This is a genomic window from uncultured Mucilaginibacter sp., assembly GCF_903893715.1.
Taxonomy (GTDB): Bacteria; Bacteroidota; Bacteroidia; order Sphingobacteriales; family Sphingobacteriaceae; genus Mucilaginibacter.
Genome location: NZ_CAITNG010000135.1, coordinates 19597 through 37031, shown reverse-complemented (window position 1 = coordinate 37031; position 17435 = coordinate 19597). Strand labels below are relative to the sequence as shown.

The following is a 17435-nucleotide window of genomic DNA, read 5'->3' as shown; positions in this document are numbered from 1 at the left end:
AGTAAACAGGTTGTAGTAATAAGCCTTTTTCGTTATTTTTGTTAAGACAAGTATTTTAAATTCAAATAGCTATGAACCTTCAGTTTATTCATGATAATAAGGGTAACACTACCGGGGTGTTTATCCCGATAGAAGAATGGCAGTCGTTGAAAGATAAGTATGCTGATTTAGACATAGAAGAAGCAAATCAACCAGATGAGTTAAGTGATTGGGAAAAAAAGCTTATAGATGAGCGTTTAAAGGATTACTTTGAAAACCCCACCGATGTGCGTGATATTCATGAAACCATTAGGGATATTGAGAAAACTTTGTGAACTATAGCATTGTACACAAGCCGAAGGTATTTTGGGACATTGACGATGCTGTCGTGTATTACAAAGCCATTTCACCAAAACTTGCCAAGCAATTCGTCTTCAGATTTAAACAAGCCGTTACCCATATAGAACGTACCCCAGTTGGCTTTCAAATAAAGTATCGGGAAGTAAGAACTTTAATGCTTAAGCAGTTTCCTTATAAAATTCATTATTTTATTGATAATGATAACAAACAGATTGTTATTCTTGCTGTGGTAAATGCATATAGAAAACCAATGGATTATTCGAACAGGTAATCCTTACATCTTACTCTATGAAAATTGAAACAATTGCTGTACACGCCGGGAACATGAACAATGACTCATCGGGCGCGGTTGTCCAGCCTCTTGTTACCTCGACCACCTTTAAACGCGCCGAAGATGGCGGTTATGCCAGCGGGTATATTTACAGTCGCTCCAGCAACCCGAACCGTACCGCGCTCGAAAATGTTTTGACTAAGCTGGAAGGTGGCGCCGATGCCACGGCCTTCTCATCAGGCAACGCGGCGGGGATGGCGGTTTTCCAATCGCTGAAACCGGGCAGCCATGTGATAGCGCCCGATGATATGTACCACGGCCTGCGCAACCAGCTTAGAAACCTGTTCGCGGATATTTTGACCTTCGATTTTATCGATGTGAACGATTTGGCCATTTTGGACGATTATATCAACCCGCATACGGCGTTGATATGGCTGGAAACACCATCGAACCCGCTGTTAAAAGTTACCGATATAAAAAATGTAGCGGACATCGCAAAAAAGAGAAAGATCAAAGTGGTGGTTGATAATACTTTTGCCACACCCATTTGTCAGCAACCTTTGAGCTTAGGCGCCGATTTGGTGATGCACTCGACCACCAAATACCTTGGCGGGCACAGCGATGTGATGGGCGGCGCACTGATATGCAAAGAAAAAGATGAATGGTGGCAAAAGATACGCCAGGTACAGGAATATGGCGGTGCCATCCCCTCGCCGCACGATTGTTATATGTTAGTGCGGAGCATCAAAACCCTGCCCTACCGTATGCGTGGCCATGTGAGCAACGCTTTGTTGTTAGCTCAATACTTAGAGGCACAGCCCCAGGTTGAAAGGGTATTGTACCCCGGCCTGTATTCGCACCCGCAATACGACATCGCTAAACATCAAATGCTGAGTTTTGGCGGTATGTTGTCCTTTTGTGTAAAAGGTGATGCTGATGATGCTAAAAAGGTCATCAACGCGCTTAAGCTGTTTACCCAGGCCACCAGTTTAGGTGGTGTGGAAAGTTTGATAGAGCACCGCTACTCGGTAGAAGGGCCGGACAGTAAAACGCCAAAAAACCTGCTCCGGGTATCGGTAGGATTGGAAAATATTGAGGATTTGATAGAAGATATTTCATTGGCTATCAATACATTGTAAATTTATTCCAAATATAGTTTTGAATAATGGTTTTAGGTACCCTATATTTGGAACATTATTTGGTAGCAATTACCAAGATCAATCCCCTCAACAAGGTTTGATTTATAAAGAAGTGGCGAGAGATCAGGCTCATTAACCCACTGGCAACCCTCCTTAACCGGAGAAGGTGCCAAATCCTGGCCCGGTGAATGGATTACCGGGGGATATAAATGAATAACCATGAAAATGCTGTTTCAATTTTTAGAAAAATTTAATTCCCGGAAAAATTTCCGCCAGGTTCCTGCATACGCTTATTCCCCAAATAGCCGAATGCAAATGTGTTGTTGCTGTATTTGTTGCTAAAGGCAAGTTTATTTAGCGTGCTAAGTAATATCAACAACAAAATGGGGCTGTAAGTCCCGAAAAGAACACACACCTGTCCAGATTAAAAAATTCAATTTCTAAAAACTTAAAATTTAAATCCTATGTCAAATTTAAAATTCGAAACATTACAGCTTCATGCAGGGCAGCAGCCAGATTCCGCAACCGGCGCGCGTGCCGTACCTTTGTACCAAACCACATCGTATGTATTTAAAAATGCCGAGCACGGCGCAAACCTGTTCGCGTTAAAAGAGTTTGGTAATATTTACACCCGTTTAATGAACCCCACTACCGATGTTTTTGAGCAGCGGATAGCGGCATTGGAAGGCGGCGTAGCCGGATTGGCCACCGCATCGGGTCAGGCGGCACAGTTTATTGCATTGAACAATATTTTGCAGGCAGGTGATAACTTTGTAACCTCCCCCTTTATTTATGGTGGTACTCACAACCAATTTAAAGTAGCTTTTAAACGCTTAGGCGTTGAGGCGCGGTTTGCTAATGATGATACCGCAGAAAGCTTTGAAAAGCTGATTGACGGCAATACCAAAGCATTGTACCTGGAAACCATCGGTAACCCCGGCTTTAACATCGCCGATTTTGACAAGGTATCGGCTTTGGCGCAGAAGTACGATTTGCCGCTGATTGTAGACAATACCTTTGGCGCAGCCGGATACCTGTTCCGCCCGTTGGAGCATGGCGCACATGTGGTGGTACAAAGCGCCACCAAATGGATTGGCGGACATGGCACCAGCATTGGCGGTGTGATTGTTGATGGCGGCAACTACAACTGGGGCAATGGCAAATACCCGCAATTTACCGAGCCCAGCGAAGGATACCATGGTTTGGTATTTTCGGATGTGTTTGGCATTGGCGGACCATTTGGCAATATCCAGTACATCATCCGCGCAAGGGTTGAAGGTTTAAGGGATTTCGGTCCGTCGCAATCGCCGTTCAATTCGTTCCTGTTTATACAAGGTATCGAAACTTTGTCGCTGCGTGTACAACGCCATGTAGATAACGCGCTGGAACTGGCCGAATGGTTAGAAAAACATCCACAGGTGGCCAAAGTGAACTATCCGGGACTGGAATCATCGCCGCACCATGCTTTGGCTAAGAAATATTTAAAGAATGGTTTTGGCGCTGTGTTGACCTTTGAAGTGAAAGGCGACAAAGAAAATGCCGGCCGTTTTATCGATAACCTGAAACTGGTAAGCCATTTGGCCAATGTGGGTGATGCGAAGACGCTGATCATCCAACCATCTGCAACCACACATCAGCAATTATCGGATGAAGAACAACTATCGGCAGGAGTGTTGCCAAACCAGTTGCGTGTAGCGGTTGGTATTGAGCATATCGACGATATTAAAGCAGATTTTGAAGTCGCTTTCGCGAAAATAGCAGAGTTAGAGCCTGAATTGGCATAAAAAACTATAAAGCCTCTCCTGTTTACGGGAGAGGCGAATTTTACAGATGAGCGTAAACAAATTTAAGTACAAAAAAGATTTTCAACTGGAATCGGGCAAGCATTTGCCGGGTATTGAGGTGGCGTACCACACTTTTGGTAAACTGAATGCCCATAAAAACAATGTGATATGGGTGTGCCATGCATTGACCGCCAACTCGGACGTGCTGGACTGGTGGTCGGGTTTGTTTGGCGAGGAATGTTATTTTAATGAAGAGGAGCATTTTATTGTTTGCGCCAATGTGCTGACATCGGCTTATGGCAGTACCCATCCATTGAGCACCAATCCGGCGATAGGCGAACCTTATTATCTTGATTTCCCGCAGTGCAGCATCCGCGATATTGTAAAAGCGCATCAGTTATTGGCCGACCATTTAGGCATCGAGCAAATAAAAGTTATTATTGGTGGTTCGCTTGGCGGGCAACAAGCTTTGGAATGGAGCATTAGCCAACCTGAACGGATTAACCATGCCATACTCATTGCTACCAATGCCAAGAGTTCACCCTGGTTGATAGCGTTTAACGAGTCGCAAAGGCTTTCGATTGCTGCCGACCCTACCTTTTATAATAATACGCCCAATGGCGGCGCTAATGGCCTAAAAGCGGCACGAAGCATTGCACTCCTATCCTACCGTGGCTATCAAACTTATAACGTTACCCAGCAAGACAATAATGATGACCTGTTGGACGAATACAAGGCATCATCGTACCAAAGTTACCAAGGCGATAAACTGGTGAAAAGGTTTAACGCCTATAGTTACTGGTATTTGAGCAAAGCGATGGACTCGCACAATGTAGGCCGTGGCCGCGAAAGCGTAGAAGCCGCTTTAGCTCTTGTTAAGGCAAAAACGCTGGTTATTGGTATATCGTCGGATATTTTGTACCCCGTTGTTGAGCAGCATTACCTGGCAAAACACATCGAAGGCGCAACGTATGTTGAATTTGATTCAATTTACGGGCACGACAGCTTTTTAATAGAAACTGAAATATTGACTAAAACCGTTGCCGCTTTTTTGAGCGGTGCCAACGGTAAAATTGTAAAATTGCATACCGCATAATAAATGAGCAAGAAATTAAAAATCGGGATATTTGGTTTTGGCGTGGTTGGACAAGGACTGCACGATATCATCATTACCAAAAACCTGAACCTGGAGATCGTAAAGTTTGTCATTAAAGACCCCACCAAGAAAAGGACACTACCGCAGAGTTTATTTACTACCGACAGAGACATTGTTTTGGACGACCCGGAAATCAATACGGTGGTTGAAATGATAAACGATAGCGAGGCGGCCTTCCAAATCGTAAAAAAAGCATTGTCATCGGGCAAGAACGTGGTTTCGGCCAGTAAAAAAATGATAGCCGAGAATTTGGCAGAACTGATACAACTCCAAAAAGAACATGGTACTTCCTTATTATACGAAGGTAGTGTTTGCGGCAGTATCCCTATCATCCGTAATTTGGAGGAGTATTACGACAATGAGTTGCTTCACTCCATCAGCGGGATATTTAACGGTTCATCCAATTACATCCTCTCGAAAGTATACAACGAGGGTTTGGATTATGATAAGGCTTTAAAACAGGCGCAAGACCTCGGCTTTGCCGAAACCGACCCTACCATGGACGTTGGCGGTTATGATGCCAAGCATAAACTCATCATAGCGGTAGCGCATGCATACGGGGTGATTGTAACGCCCGAAGAGGTATTGAATATCGGCATACAAAACCTGTCGCCATACGAGTTGCAGTACGCTAAAGAAAAAGGCGTAAAGATAAAATTAGTGCCCGTTGCCAAGGAGCTGGACGACAAGCATTTGGCGATGTTCGTGATGCCGAAACTGGTTGGTCAAAACGAATTTTTGTACAATGTTGACAATGAATACAATGGCGTAGTGGTGCAGGCTGCTTTTGCCGATCAGCAATTCTTTTTTGGGAAAGGCGCAGGCGGGCACCCAACGGGTTCGGCGGTACTGTCGGACATTGCGGCGCTGCGTTACGATTACCAGTACGAGTACAAGAAAGCGCATGGCAAAAAGGAACTGAAGTTTACAAACGATATTGAACTGAGCATTTACCTGCGTTATGATGAAGAGGCTCTGGTTGAGGCTTTAGGCTTTGACGAGATACAGGAGCGCTATTTTTCGGGCAATTTTAAATATGTGATCGGAAAAGTGAAATTGCAACATCTGATTGCCAACCAACACCGTATATCAGCCAGTAACGCGTTTGTAGCTTTTGCTGGTCAGTTGGTTGATGTGAAGTTGACATAGCAGCAAACGCGGTTGGCTAAAGTTTTTTAGTAGATTTCTTTAGTTACGGAAAGGGGGCCTTCATCGGGCCCTCTTTTTTTGTATCATTAAAGGATGTGACCAATATCACATTTTGGGGTTTTGCAATAGTTTATCTTTGCAAATGTTTAAGCCCAAACTAATAGACACCCTAAAAAACTACAATAGGGCGCAGTTTTTTAAAGATCTGGTGGCCGGGGTTATTGTTGGGATCGTGGCCTTGCCATTGGCCATCGCCTTTGCCATCGCCTCGGGCGTATCTCCCGAAAAGGGTATTTTTACAGCCATCATCGCGGGTTTTGTTATTTCGGCATTGGGCGGCAGCCGCGTGCAGATAGGCGGGCCTACCGGTGCTTTTATTGTAGTGGTGTATGGCATTGTACAGCAATTTGGTGTCAACGGTTTAATCATGGCCACTTTTATTGCCGGAATATTGCTCATTATTATGGGCCTGGCAAAATTTGGCAGCGCCATTAAATACATCCCCTACCCTTTGATCATCGGTTTTACGACGGGTATCGCGGTGATCATCTTCTCATCGGAAATGAAGGACTTTTTTGGTCTGAAAATGGGTGCCGTACCGGCTGATTTTATCAGCAAATGGCTCGCTTACGCCGAACATATTTCGTTTGTGAACATATACGCTGTGGCAATTGGGGCTTTTACCGTGTTGGTGATCTTGTTATGGCCAAAAGTAACGCATAAGGTGCCGGGCTCGCTCATCGCCATTGTGATCACCACGCTGGTGGTGCATTTCTTTAAACTACCTGTCGAAACCATCGGCAGCCGCTTTGGCGCTATACCCTCTTCGTTGCCGCACCCCGTTATGCCGGGCGTAAGCCTTTCGGTTATACAGCAACTCATCAGGCCGGCGTTTACCATCGCACTTTTGGGCAGTGTGGAGTCGTTATTATCAGCCGTGGTGGCCGATGGCATGATCGGCGGCAGCCACCGCTCCAATACCGAACTCATCGCGCAAGGCTTTGCCAATATCTGTTCCTCACTGTTTGGCGGCATCCCGGCAACGGGTGCCATAGCGCGTACAGCTACCAATATCAAAAACGGCGGGCGCACACCTGTTGCGGGGATTGTGCATGCGCTCACTTTGTTGGTCATTATGCTTTTTGTGGGGAAATGGGCAGCGCTTATCCCGATGGCAACCTTGGGCGGCATACTGGTGATTGTAGCCTGGAACATGAGCGAAATGGAAAGCTTTATCAATGTGGCTAAAGGTTCCAGAAGCGACGCGGCCGTTTTGGTGTCGACTTTTTTGCTGACTGTTTTTGTTGACCTGACGGTAGCGATAGAAATAGGGATGATACTGGCGGCATTTTTATTTATGCGCAGGATGATGAAAACCAGTTCGGTGGAACACGCGATATACAAGTATGACAGCGAAAGCGATGTATTGAGCGGCCCTGTCGATTTGCCCGAAGGTGTGGATGTTTTTGAAATAAACGGACCGTTATTTTTTGGGGTGGCTTATAAGTTTAAAGATGCCATGAAGATAATCGAGAAACCTGCCCGTATACTCATCATCAGGATGCGGCATGTGCCGATTATCGACGCCACGGGCATCAGGACACTGAAAGAAGTGAACAAAGACGTGCAAAGCAAGGGCACCAAATTGATTTTGGCCGAAGTAAACAGCGAACAGGTGATAGAAGAGCTAAAAAAAGCGCGTTTGATGTTCCGGATAGGCAAGGCTAACGTTACAGACAGTTATGAAAAAGCACTGGAACGGGCGAACGAAATATTAGCGCACAAAGATTAGGCTACGGCCTTGTGCTGCAAAATGGCCACCACATAGGGCGTCAGCACTTTTACGTTATGTTGTACGTGTAGGGGGATATCGATATAATCACCTTCTTTTAGAACAACGGCCTTGCCGCCAATGGTGCAGCGGCATGATCCTTTTAATATCAACAGGCTTTCCAATACATCTTCATGCGATTCATCGGGTACATCGATTTTGGAGATGACCAGCATTTGTGTTACACCGTGGTATTTGCGTAACAGCTTCAATGTAAAGTCCTCAATATCAGTAGGTATGAGGTGTTTTACGCACGTAAGCCAGCTGTCGGCGTCCGAATTTTTATTGATTTCGGGAAGATTATTGATGTTGAGGGCCACCTTGGTATTGGTTTGGTCGATCGCGTCTAAAATTTTTTTTTTAGCAGCGGGCTCGGGGTGATCGCATTATCTTGGGCAAAATATTCGAAAGCAAATTCGATATTGGTCAGCTCCTCTTTAACCCGCGGGTAGAGCATGCTCATCTGCACAACGAAGGCGGCGTCTTCGTCGTTTAGCATACCGAGGCAATACTCCTCTAATACGCCGCTATAGATAAATTGCTCAATGTCCAATTTAATTGTGGGGTTTGGTGTACAAATGTAATAATTACATTTTAAAAACCTATACGTAAAAATACGCAATTGATTGACGCAAAAGTACTTATTTTGTTACAATACACTTAAAACCACATTGGTTATGCAACTCAATAGTGTAAATATTGCACTGAAAGTTATGTTTAACAGAAGATTTTTTGAAATTAGCACCTTATAAACCAAAAATGATGAGATACCTGAAATTAACTGCCTTTTGTTTACTTTTATTGTTTTGCTCGTTCTCGGTTCAGCAAAAGCAAAATATTAATCTGGTTTTTATTGGCGACAGCATAACGCACGGCGCACGATTTAAAGACCCGGCTACACAAGCCCCTCCCGTTTTCGCCGTTGCTTATTTAAGGCAGGCAGGTTTTAGTAATGTACAAATGAGCAACCAGGGCGTTAGCGGCTTCACCACCGTGGATTTTTTACCGGCCACGCATACCGTATTTGCAAAAGTAAGGGCTGCTGCCGATGCCTTTTATACGGATAAGCAGGCTCAACTTATCTTCTCCATTATGTTGGGTACTAACGACAGCGCCATTACCGGTCCGCATGGCTCGCCGGTGCAACCACAGGATTACAGCGCCAACCTGAAAACCATTACCGATAGTTTGCTGGCGGCCTACCCTGCCTGTAAAGTCGTAATCAACTACCCTATTTGGTATAGCCCGAACACGCATAACAACGGTGCTGCCTACAACCAGCAAGGTTTTGACCGCATACTTACCTACCTGCCCGAAATTGATAAATTAGTTAAGCAATACCGCAGAACCAACAAGGGCCATGTTTTTTTAGGCGATACTAAAGCCTACGACTACTTTAAAAATAATTACCTTACCGATTTTTGGGCCGAAAACGGCAAGGACGGCACCTTTTACCTGCATCCGAACGAAAAGGGGGCTGTGGCTTTAGGGAATTTTTGGGGAGAGGCGATTGGGAAGGTGTTGTGAGTGAGGTTAAACCGTATTAATTACTTAAAACTGGCTCCATATAACAATCTAAAAAATCTTCAGTAACACCTCGTATTTTTCTCTTTTGACAAAGTGCATATAATTCCTCAACAGCTGAATAAGGAAAAAAGAGTGTCTTCAAATCGTGGAATTGAGGCTTATTGGCCTCATGTATAACTTTGCTTCTATCCTCGTCCGGAGCTACAATTACATACCTTGTTGGAAATGGTGGGAATTTATCTTTGAAGTTTTTCATTCTTGACAATCCACTTGTAACTCCAGTTGAGTGCTCAACTTCCATTACAGCAGGCATTAGTTTGCCATTCTTGAACCATATGCAATCAATCAGCAATGCTGCTTTTATCGCATCTTCATAAGCTGACATTAATTTTTCATCTCTTAAAGAAGATATGACTCCATCAAATTCACCTATTTTTTTATTCTGATATTGAATGCCTTTATCGTTTTGAGCAATCCAAGTCCGAAAATTTAATTGATGTCCTATAAAGTACAGCGCAACTTGAATCTGAGCATGCCTGCGATCCAAGGCGATATTAAATTTAGATAAACTTTTAGGTTCTGGTAATACCAAAGAATCATAAACAGCCTCCAAAGTTGGAACTTCAGAAATAACAATATTTGTATTTACTTTGTTAGTAACACCATTTGTGTGAGGGTTTTCAGGTGACCAAACTATGTGCTTGTGTCCGTTTTTGACTTTTGATACCCCGTTCATACTCTCTATTCTCCCCGGATAGCAAAAATTAAATTGGCTTGTATTCGCAAGTAAGGCTTCAAAAACACTACGTGTATTATATGAAGCACCAAGTATCCTGTCGATATTGACGGGATGATTCGGTGTGGGCGCATTGGCGATACGCCAAATCATTTCTGTAGAAATAGATTCTACTTTACGATTAGCTGAAGTCTCACCTTTGGTCGGATTCCATCGGATGAATTTTATAGGCCCCTCTGCTGAATCAATAGTCTTAATCTGTATTAATCCTTTATTTTTTGGATTTAAATAATTGAATGCCGATTTTTTATCAAGCTGATTTATGAATGCTACTAAGTTGCTCGCTGTTAGTTTCTCCATGTGCGATTTCCAGATTTTTTATAGAATTATTAAAAATAAAGTCTACAATATTAGTCGCTAAACCTTTAGCGGCCAAATAAGGTACTCCATTCCCAATACTTTTAAACATATTCGACAGCGAAATATTTGATGGTATAACAAACTCTTTCGGCAACGATTGTATAGCTAATGCTTCAGCAACAGATATTCGCCTTGGCTTGTATGGGTGTAAGTGAACCTCATTGTTTCCATAAGCTGCTGTTGGAGAATACCTCCATCGGTGTAGGCGTTTATATGACTTTTTCAAATCGTCACCTTCTTGTATCGACAGAAACTTAGTTAAGCCCGCACGTGGAGTAAAATAATTCGAACTATTGGGGTGATTTAATACATCATTCTTCTTAAACCAATATTCAACCGTAAGTTCAATTGGGACGTTTAAAGGCGTTGGCAAAATAGAGTTCTCGGTGAAAGGGTCTAAATAAGGCCATGGCTTTGAGAAAATATCCTTTTGGTCATATGAAGTATTTTGTTCCCAATTGAAGTTTTTTATCAAAGGAGAACCATTTGTTTTAAATCCGCAATCAGTAAGCATATCTTTTTGGAACCCAAGCAAAATAATCCTTTCCCGATCCTGAGGTGCTCCAAACTCTATGGAATTGATTAATTTTGGCAATGATATATCTATTTACACAAAATAAATTTGTAATTGTCGTTTTAAATGTAGATATTTACACCATAATTAAAAACAACGATTATGGTACTCGACTTCAAAAGCATCTTAGACTTAGTTAAAGCGTTCCCCGACGAAAAAACTTGCATGGAATACCTTGCTGAAATGCGTTGGAATGGTGATGTTGTTAGCCCATTTGACGAAACATCAAAGGTTTATATAACAGCACGTGGCTTTAAATGTAAGAACACAGGTAAGTACTTCAATGCTAAGGTTGGTACTATATTCGAAGATACTAAGATCCCTTTAATTAAATGGTTTATGGCTCTGTACTTATTCAGCAGCCATAAAAAAGGTATATCATCACATCAATTAGCTAAAGACATTGACGTAACGCAAAAAACCGCTTGGTTTATGTTACACCGTTTACGTTATGCTTTTGATAGTCCTGCTTTTGCAGAGGCTTTACAAAATACTGTTGAAATCGATGAAACTTACATTGGTGGTAAAGACAAAAACAAGCACGAAAGTAAAAAATCCGGCGGTCGTGGACGTGGTACTGGCAAAGCATCTGTATTGGGCATGATCGAGCGCGGCGGTGTTGTTGTTGCTAAGGTTGTTCCCGATACCACACAAGCCACCTTAGAGCCTATTATCGGTTACTTTATCCAGGCTGGCTCTAATGTTATGACAGACGAGTACAACGCCTACAATAACCTTAAAACAGTTTACAATCATGCTAAGGTTCACCATGGTGCAAAAGAGTATGTTAATGGCATGGCGCACACAAACGGTATCGAAAACTTTTGGTCACATTTGAAACGTGGTATCGATGGAATTTACCATTGGGTTAGCCCTTACCACTTACAATCTTACGTTAATGAATATACCTTACGTTTTAACACACGTACATTCACAACATCAGGTAGATTTGATTTAGTTTTGAGTAATGCAGCAGGTCGTTTAACTTATAAAGAATTGACAAAATGAGCGATTTAATAGAAATTAAAAAACCGTTAAGGGCTATTTATGGGTCTGACAAAACACCTTTAAAATTAGGGGCTGTCGAGATACCGTGTTATGTATTAGAGGATGGCACCAGAGTACTATCTGGGCGTGGATTGCAATCGGTTCTCGGATCAACGTCTAAAAGTGGTCAATGGCTAAAGGGATTTATTAATAAAAAGTCAATTTTTCCGTTTTTTTATGCCGGGGTTTTAGACCTACTTAACAACCCAATACCATTTACAAGACCAGATGCAGGTGGCTCACAATCAATTACTTATGGCTATGAAGCCACGTTGTTAATTGATTTGATAGATGCTATAATCGATGCAGAACGTGCCGGCGTTTTAATCGACCAAATTATTGTTGAAAGTGCGCACATATTAAGCAAATCGCTTAAACGCCTCTCTATTATTGCTTTAATAGATGAAGCAACAGGGTATCAATACGAGAGAGAGAAAGAGGCACTTCAAACCATTTTAAAAGAGTTAATAGACGACGAAATCAACCCCCGCCGTGATACATTTCCCTTGTCTTTTTATAGAGAAATATTTAGGTTGTGGGGTATTCCGTTCACAGAAAAAAACATTAAAAGAAAGCCCCGATTTATAGGTCATATTACAAATAGGTTTGTTTATTTAAACATGCCAGCAGGAACATACATTTTAGAAAAGATAAAAGGAAAAACGCCAAAAACAAAGGGCGGAAATTACAAATTTAGATTTCATCAGTCTTTAACTCCCGAAAAGGGGTGGGAAGAACTTAGAAAAGTTATTTACGCTGTTGAGGCATTAGCATCTATATCCGATACAAAGGATAAATTTAAACATTGGATCAATGAGAAATATGGGCAACGAATGCTGTTTTCTTATGATGAGTTAGATGCACTTTCAAAGGAAAACGATGAGATAAAAAACGGATTAAACATACCCGACAACCTTATCGAGAAAGCTAATTTCGGTCAACTACTCGGTGCGGTCACCAAAGCGGGTAAACCAAAAGACGAAAAATAAAATGTGCTGTTAATAAATTTTGACCATTAAAGTTCAAAAAATCTTTTACTTTTAAACACTTAACCTTTCTTATGGAAAAAATAAAATTTATCGACCTGTTTTGCGGAATTGGCGGATTTAGAATAGCAATGGATCAGGCATGTAAGGAAAACGACATTATTCCCGAATGTGTATTTTCATCTGACATCGATAAATATTGCCAAAACTCCTATGAAAACAACTTTGGTGAGCGTCCATACGGCGACATTACTACCATTGATCCCAAAGACATACCCGACCACGATATTTTATACGGTGGGTTCCCCGTGCCAGCCATTTAGCATTATAGGCAATATGAGAGGCTTTGCCGACATTAGGGGTACATTGTTTCACAACATAGCAAATATTATAAAAGTAAAGCAGCCAAAGGCTTTTATACTTGAAAATGTAAAACAGTTAGTCGGACACGATGAGGGTAAAACCCTTAAAGTTATTTTAAAGGTATTAAGAGAGGAATTGAATTATACTGTAACAGTTGCCGTACTTAATGCACTTGATTATGGACTGCCACAAAAGCGGGAAAGGGTTGTAATCGTTGGGCATAAAGAACCCATCTTATTTACTTATCCACAACCGATAAGGCCGTTTAAGCCGTTAAGTTATATACTTGAAAAGAAAGTCGATAAAAAACATTTTGCGTCTGATTATATCGTTGCAAAAAGGAAGGAAAGGCATACATCTGCTTACAACCCGTCTATATGGCACGAAAACAAATCGGGCAACATTTGCTCTTATCCATATTCTTGTGCTTTACGTGCGGGGGCTTCCTATAACTATCTTTTGGTTAATGGAGAGCGCAGATTAACGCCCCGTGAGATGTTTAGATTGCAGGGCTTCCCCGATACCTATAAAATTACCAAAGTCGATACACAGGCACGTAAACAAGCCGGTAACGCTGTCCCTGTAAACATGGTTAAGGCTGTTATCTTAAAGTTGTTGCCCTATGTAGCTAAAACAATGGATATGACATCTGTTTTGAAAGAGTATGATATTTCGTAACATTGTGTTATGGATAACCAACAACCTAAGCTTAGAACAGTAAACAAATCAGTACCGCCATATCCTTTAAATAAGTTTCCTAAAGATTTTCCATTTCGGGTTGGTGAGCAATTGATTTACATTCTCGCTACGAGGGGTCAAACCGATATTTAGGGTAAGGAATGGGAAATAATATTTAGTAACGCCATTGATGCAGAATGGACACCGAGTAATGTCGGACTTGACGATATAAGAAAGGGCAATACAGCGTGGGGCGCAAAATCTATACTAAGCACAAGCCCGTCAAATGCTACTAAAATCAGGCTAATTTCAGGCCGAAATGACTTGATAAACTCTTACGATAACTATAATGTCCAACCAGGTAAATTACCCGATGAGCATGGTGAAAAGGTATTGGGCATATACAATGCAAGGGTTTCAGCAATAAGAGAAAAATTTCAGCACTTACGTACAGTTGTGCTAATTCGTTCTAAAAGTTTATTAGAGTGTGTCGTTTATGAAGTAGATGCTATTAGGTATGATCCTGAACTATTTTATTGGGAATGGGCTAAAGACAAAAAGAAAAACAACTTGTACGGTTATTATAAAGATACTAAAGAGCAAAAATTTACGTGGCAATCGGGCGGTCAGCAATTCACAATATTTGAAACCGTACCCCAAGAAAGATTAGTTATTAACCTGCATAAGCCGGACGTGGTTTCAAAGGATTTCGTTTTAGATAAAGTTGGATTTAAGCCCGATTGGGTAACTATAACCCATTTGGTGTAAATAGATATATCATTGCCTTAATTTTTCAGTTAAATAATATCCTGCTTTTATTAATTTCAATTTGAGGGCATCGAAAAACTCCCTATGTTTCTTTGTACGGTATAGCCCTTTAACATTTTCGAATAAGAAGAAATCGGGTTTATTTCTGCAAATCAATTCAACATAAGTCCCAGACAATTTTCCGTTTTCACCGTTCTCTCCTTTATTTTTCCCCCCGACTGAAAAATCAGGACAAGGCGGCCCGCCAATAAATCCAATATGTTTATATTCTGCTTTTGCTTCAACGATATTCTTGTTCAACCAAATAGAATTAAAATTTGTGAGGTATTCGGTGATATCGCACACATGATGGCCGAACTTTGGGGGCGCAATATTTAACGATTTACGGGACTCTTTATAAATATCCATAAATGCTTTGTGGTATTCATTCACAAATAGCGTATCATAGAATCCAGTAGCTTCAAAACCTAAATCCAAAAATCCAGCCCCTGAAAAAAATGAAAATATACCAATTTTATTAGTTTTCATTTTAATTATCTTATTTACAAAGTAAGCGATTTAGTATAAGATTTTTTTGTAATTGTCCAATAAATCGTTACATTAAAACCGATTAATTATAAACACATCACATTTTATGAACATAGTGTTTGAACCATATATATTAATCGGTTAATAAATTTGATGTGTTTGCAAATCCCGACAAAAATCGCTATATTATATGTTATTAGCAGCTAATTAGCCCCCTCTAAATCTCTGCCGGGTGTGGAGACTTAAAAAAAATAAATATTGTATTTTTGTTTTGACAGACAACATGCTTACGACCTTGATTATATCGATTATCATTAAGAAAGATACCATGAAAAGACAAATGAGGCATATCCACCCCGGTGAAATTTTACGGGAAGAAATTATTGCAGTAAATGAATTGACGGTTACCCAAGCGGCTAAGATGTTGGGTATTTCTCGGCAGAGCCTCAATAATATCATCCATGAGCGGTCGGATATTACGCCCGAAATGTCGTACAGGATAGCACAGGTGTTTGGTGGTACCGCCGATATTTGGGCCAACCTGCAAACCAAATTCAATTTGCATTTAGCAGCCGAAAAAATGAAAGGGCTAAGTTTAAAGCCTTATCAGTATCAGCATTCGGCTTAGGTTTTTTGCAAATCCTGTAGAAAATCGCTATATTGTGTGGATTGCAGCATAGCGCAAAGGTCGGAGCGGATGGCGTGAAAAAGTTCTTACAATTACCCCCCCCCCTTTCCCGATAGCTATCGGGATGAGTGGCAGTGGCAGTCCCGATAGCTATCGGGAAAAGTAGCAGTAGTTGAAAAGTGTTCTTTTATTTCCTACTATTTCCCCCCTTGTTGGTTCATTGGTTCACCAGTTCATTAGTGCCTGTCGCCGGGTTACCTATCGCGCAGAGGTTGCTTCGTCGTGCCTCCTCGCAATGACATAATTTTAATATATTGATTATCAATTACTTAAAATCATTCTGACAATCAATTATTCAATCCCTGCCAGTCGCCAGGCTGGCATCAATCATTGTAGCCGCAGGTTCCCGCCCGTGCCACCAGGTGGAGAGGGATGAGCCGGTGACGTTCATGAGGGGGCCGAAGACGGCGGGCGCGAGGCCGATGGTGGCCATACCGCCCATCAGCAATGCCAGGCCGGAGGCCAGTCCGCTGTTTTGCATGCCTACTTCGAGGGATATGGTACGGCAGTCGGCCTCGGGGAAACGCATGAGCCGGCTAAACCAATAGCCGAGGGTAAAGCCCAAGGTATTGTGGATGAACACGGCGAGGATGAGCAACAGGCCAACTTTGAGGAGGCTGTCGCGCCCGGCAGCCGTGATGACGGTGATGATGAGGGCGATGCCGATCATGGAGATGGAAGGCATGATACGGTCGAGCCATTTGAGTTTTCCCCGCAACAGGAAATGGAACAGCAACCCGGCCAGGATGGGGATAATGACCACTTGGGTGGTATCCCAGGCCATTTTCCAAAAGTCGACCTCCACCAAACGCCCGGCAAGCAAGCGCATGAGCAATGGGGTAAACAAGGGCGATAGCAACGTAGATATGGCTGTTACGGCTATAGATAGTGCCAAATTAGCTTTGGCCAAATACGACATGACATTGGAAGCCAAGCCGCTCGGGCAACAACCCACCAAAATGATACCGGCGGCAATCTCTTTTGGGAAGCTGAATAGGCTGACCAGGGTAAAACCGATGAGCGGCATCACGGTATAGTGGCATACCACCCCTACCAATATCTTTTTGGGCATTTTGAATACGGTGGAGAGTTCTTTGAGGCTCAATTCGCTGCCCATACCAAACATGATGACCTGTAGCAAAGGGATGATGAGTTTGGAGAGCTTGAAGCCATCCACACTCACAAAATATTGTGGATAATACATGGCGAGGCTCACCACGCCAAAGATGATAATAGGGAACGCGAAACCTTTTAACCTGGGCTGTTGCCGGTATGCAAATGCCAAAGAAGCAAAGAACAGGAATAGCACCAGGCCGCTCCATTGGCTTGCAATTATCAAACTGAGAAGGCCATAGGCTATGAGCAATAATGCCGGCGGGGTATAATACAGGAGTGTTTTGGTAAGGTTTTTAGTCATATATGGTTGAATGATATGGCTATCAAATCTAACG

The 17435-nt window shown here is 42.2% G+C and carries 19 protein-coding genes and 1 riboswitch; of the genes, 13 read left to right on the top strand and 6 right to left on the bottom strand.

Going from position 1 to position 17435, the window contains the following annotated elements:
• Positions 1–71 precede the first annotated feature (71 nt).
• From QZX97_RS15610 to QZX97_RS15585, 6 genes are all read left to right on the top strand, one after another.
• On the top strand, positions 72–314 hold the full coding sequence (locus QZX97_RS15610; RefSeq protein WP_295649423.1) for a hypothetical protein: 243 nt from the start codon (positions 72–74) through the stop codon (positions 312–314).
• Positions 315–627: 313 nt separating this feature from the next.
• A complete protein-coding gene (locus tag QZX97_RS15605; protein WP_295649420.1) occupies positions 628–1749 on the top strand; it encodes a PLP-dependent aspartate aminotransferase family protein in 1122 nt (373 codons plus the stop codon).
• A 99-nt stretch (positions 1750–1848) separates the two neighbouring features.
• A riboswitch (SAM riboswitch) is annotated at positions 1849–1961 on the top strand.
• Between the two features lie 252 nt (positions 1962–2213).
• The gene (locus QZX97_RS15600; protein WP_295649418.1) at positions 2214–3533 is read left to right on the top strand and encodes an O-acetylhomoserine aminocarboxypropyltransferase/cysteine synthase; all 1320 of its coding nucleotides are present in this window, start codon (positions 2214–2216) and stop codon (positions 3531–3533) included.
• Between the two features lie 46 nt (positions 3534–3579).
• Positions 3580–4629 carry a homoserine O-acetyltransferase gene (gene metX / locus QZX97_RS15595; protein ID WP_295649416.1) on the top strand — a complete coding sequence of 350 codons (1050 nt, stop codon included), beginning with the start codon at positions 3580–3582 and terminating at the stop codon, positions 4627–4629.
• A gap of 3 nt (positions 4630–4632) precedes the next feature.
• The gene (locus QZX97_RS15590) at positions 4633–5838 is read left to right on the top strand and encodes a homoserine dehydrogenase (protein ID WP_295649413.1); all 1206 of its coding nucleotides are present in this window, start codon (positions 4633–4635) and stop codon (positions 5836–5838) included.
• 142 nt (positions 5839–5980) lie between these two features.
• Entirely contained in the window at positions 5981–7630 is a 1650-nt protein-coding gene (locus QZX97_RS15585; RefSeq protein WP_295649410.1) for a SulP family inorganic anion transporter, read from the top strand.
• On the opposite strand, the gene QZX97_RS15580 is transcribed toward QZX97_RS15585, so the two are convergent.
• Positions 7627–7989 (bottom strand): cupin domain-containing protein, encoded by a 363-nt coding sequence (locus QZX97_RS15580; protein ID WP_295664775.1) that lies wholly within the window; start codon positions 7987–7989, stop codon positions 7627–7629. The genes QZX97_RS15585 and QZX97_RS15580 overlap by 4 nt on opposite strands.
• A gap of 26 nt (positions 7990–8015) precedes the next feature.
• Positions 8016–8222 (bottom strand): hypothetical protein, encoded by a 207-nt coding sequence (locus QZX97_RS15575; protein ID WP_295649405.1) that lies wholly within the window; start codon positions 8220–8222, stop codon positions 8016–8018.
• A gap of 206 nt (positions 8223–8428) precedes the next feature.
• Here QZX97_RS15575 and QZX97_RS15570 point away from each other — a divergent pair, with 206 nt between their 5' ends.
• A complete protein-coding gene (locus QZX97_RS15570) occupies positions 8429–9196 on the top strand; it encodes a GDSL-type esterase/lipase family protein (RefSeq protein WP_295649402.1) in 768 nt (255 codons plus the stop codon).
• 16 nt (positions 9197–9212) lie between these two features.
• Here QZX97_RS15570 and QZX97_RS15565 read toward each other — a convergent pair whose 3' ends face one another.
• Both QZX97_RS15565 and QZX97_RS15560 read right to left on the bottom strand, forming a co-directional pair.
• Positions 9213–10292, bottom strand: coding sequence for a hypothetical protein (locus QZX97_RS15565; protein WP_295649399.1), 1080 nt, complete (start codon positions 10290–10292; stop codon positions 9213–9215).
• Entirely contained in the window at positions 10243–10947 is a 705-nt protein-coding gene (locus QZX97_RS15560; RefSeq protein ID WP_295649397.1) for a DNA cytosine methyltransferase, read from the bottom strand. Before QZX97_RS15560 ends, QZX97_RS15565 begins: the two co-directional genes overlap by 50 nt.
• An 81-nt stretch (positions 10948–11028) precedes the next feature.
• Between QZX97_RS15560 and QZX97_RS15555 the strand changes: the two genes are divergently transcribed.
• The 5 genes from QZX97_RS15555 (at position 11029) to QZX97_RS15535 (ending at position 14768) form a co-directional block, all read left to right on the top strand.
• Entirely contained in the window at positions 11029–11934 is a 906-nt protein-coding gene (locus QZX97_RS15555) for an IS1595 family transposase (protein WP_295649395.1), read from the top strand.
• Positions 11931–12962: a P63C domain-containing protein gene (locus tag QZX97_RS15550; protein ID WP_295649393.1), complete on the top strand. Its 1032-nt coding sequence runs from the start codon at positions 11931–11933 to the stop codon at positions 12960–12962. The genes QZX97_RS15555 and QZX97_RS15550 overlap by 4 nt, the downstream gene beginning before the upstream one ends.
• A 71-nt stretch (positions 12963–13033) precedes the next feature.
• The gene (locus QZX97_RS15545) at positions 13034–13282 is read left to right on the top strand and encodes a DNA cytosine methyltransferase (RefSeq protein ID WP_295649392.1); all 249 of its coding nucleotides are present in this window, start codon (positions 13034–13036) and stop codon (positions 13280–13282) included.
• A gap of 13 nt (positions 13283–13295) precedes the next feature.
• Complete coding sequence (gene dcm, locus QZX97_RS15540) at positions 13296–14000, top strand: DNA (cytosine-5-)-methyltransferase (RefSeq protein WP_295649391.1); 705 nt, start codon at positions 13296–13298, stop codon at positions 13998–14000.
• A gap of 324 nt (positions 14001–14324) precedes the next feature.
• Positions 14325–14768, top strand: coding sequence for a hypothetical protein (locus QZX97_RS15535; protein ID WP_295649388.1), 444 nt, complete (start codon positions 14325–14327; stop codon positions 14766–14768).
• Between the two features lie 9 nt (positions 14769–14777).
• Here QZX97_RS15535 and QZX97_RS15530 read toward each other — a convergent pair whose 3' ends face one another.
• Positions 14778–15296 (bottom strand): DNA cytosine methyltransferase, encoded by a 519-nt coding sequence (locus tag QZX97_RS15530; RefSeq protein ID WP_295649386.1) that lies wholly within the window; start codon positions 15294–15296, stop codon positions 14778–14780.
• Positions 15297–15624: 328 nt separating this feature from the next.
• Between QZX97_RS15530 and QZX97_RS15525 the strand changes: the two genes are divergently transcribed.
• Entirely contained in the window at positions 15625–15924 is a 300-nt protein-coding gene (locus QZX97_RS15525; RefSeq protein WP_295649384.1) for a HigA family addiction module antitoxin, read from the top strand.
• Positions 15925–16279: 355 nt separating this feature from the next.
• Here QZX97_RS15525 and QZX97_RS15520 read toward each other — a convergent pair whose 3' ends face one another.
• Positions 16280–17401: a bile acid:sodium symporter family protein gene (locus QZX97_RS15520; protein ID WP_295649381.1), complete on the bottom strand. Its 1122-nt coding sequence runs from the start codon at positions 17399–17401 to the stop codon at positions 16280–16282.
• Between the last annotated feature and the right edge of the window lie 34 nt (positions 17402–17435).

Coding starts and splice junctions, on each gene's coding strand:
- QZX97_RS15550 (WP_295649393.1), top strand. CDS start 11,931: ATGAGCGATTTAATAGAAATTAAAAAACCGTTAAGGGCTATTTATGGG.
- dcm (WP_295649391.1), top strand. CDS start 13,296: ATGAGAGGCTTTGCCGACATTAGGGGTACATTGTTTCACAACATAGCA.
- QZX97_RS15600 (WP_295649418.1), top strand. CDS start 2,214: ATGTCAAATTTAAAATTCGAAACATTACAGCTTCATGCAGGGCAGCAG.
- QZX97_RS15610 (WP_295649423.1), top strand. CDS start 72: ATGAACCTTCAGTTTATTCATGATAATAAGGGTAACACTACCGGGGTG.
- QZX97_RS15605 (WP_295649420.1), top strand. CDS start 628: ATGAAAATTGAAACAATTGCTGTACACGCCGGGAACATGAACAATGAC.
- metX (WP_295649416.1), top strand. CDS start 3,580: ATGAGCGTAAACAAATTTAAGTACAAAAAAGATTTTCAACTGGAATCG.
- QZX97_RS15570 (WP_295649402.1), top strand. CDS start 8,429: ATGATGAGATACCTGAAATTAACTGCCTTTTGTTTACTTTTATTGTTT.
- QZX97_RS15590 (WP_295649413.1), top strand. CDS start 4,633: ATGAGCAAGAAATTAAAAATCGGGATATTTGGTTTTGGCGTGGTTGGA.
- QZX97_RS15585 (WP_295649410.1), top strand. CDS start 5,981: ATGTTTAAGCCCAAACTAATAGACACCCTAAAAAACTACAATAGGGCG.
- QZX97_RS15525 (WP_295649384.1), top strand. CDS start 15,625: ATGAAAAGACAAATGAGGCATATCCACCCCGGTGAAATTTTACGGGAA.
- QZX97_RS15555 (WP_295649395.1), top strand. CDS start 11,029: ATGGTACTCGACTTCAAAAGCATCTTAGACTTAGTTAAAGCGTTCCCC.
- QZX97_RS15565 (WP_295649399.1), bottom strand. CDS start 10,292: ATGGAGAAACTAACAGCGAGCAACTTAGTAGCATTCATAAATCAGCTT.
- QZX97_RS15545 (WP_295649392.1), top strand. CDS start 13,034: ATGGAAAAAATAAAATTTATCGACCTGTTTTGCGGAATTGGCGGATTT.
- QZX97_RS15530 (WP_295649386.1), bottom strand. CDS start 15,296: ATGAAAACTAATAAAATTGGTATATTTTCATTTTTTTCAGGGGCTGGA.
- QZX97_RS15520 (WP_295649381.1), bottom strand. CDS start 17,401: ATGACTAAAAACCTTACCAAAACACTCCTGTATTATACCCCGCCGGCA.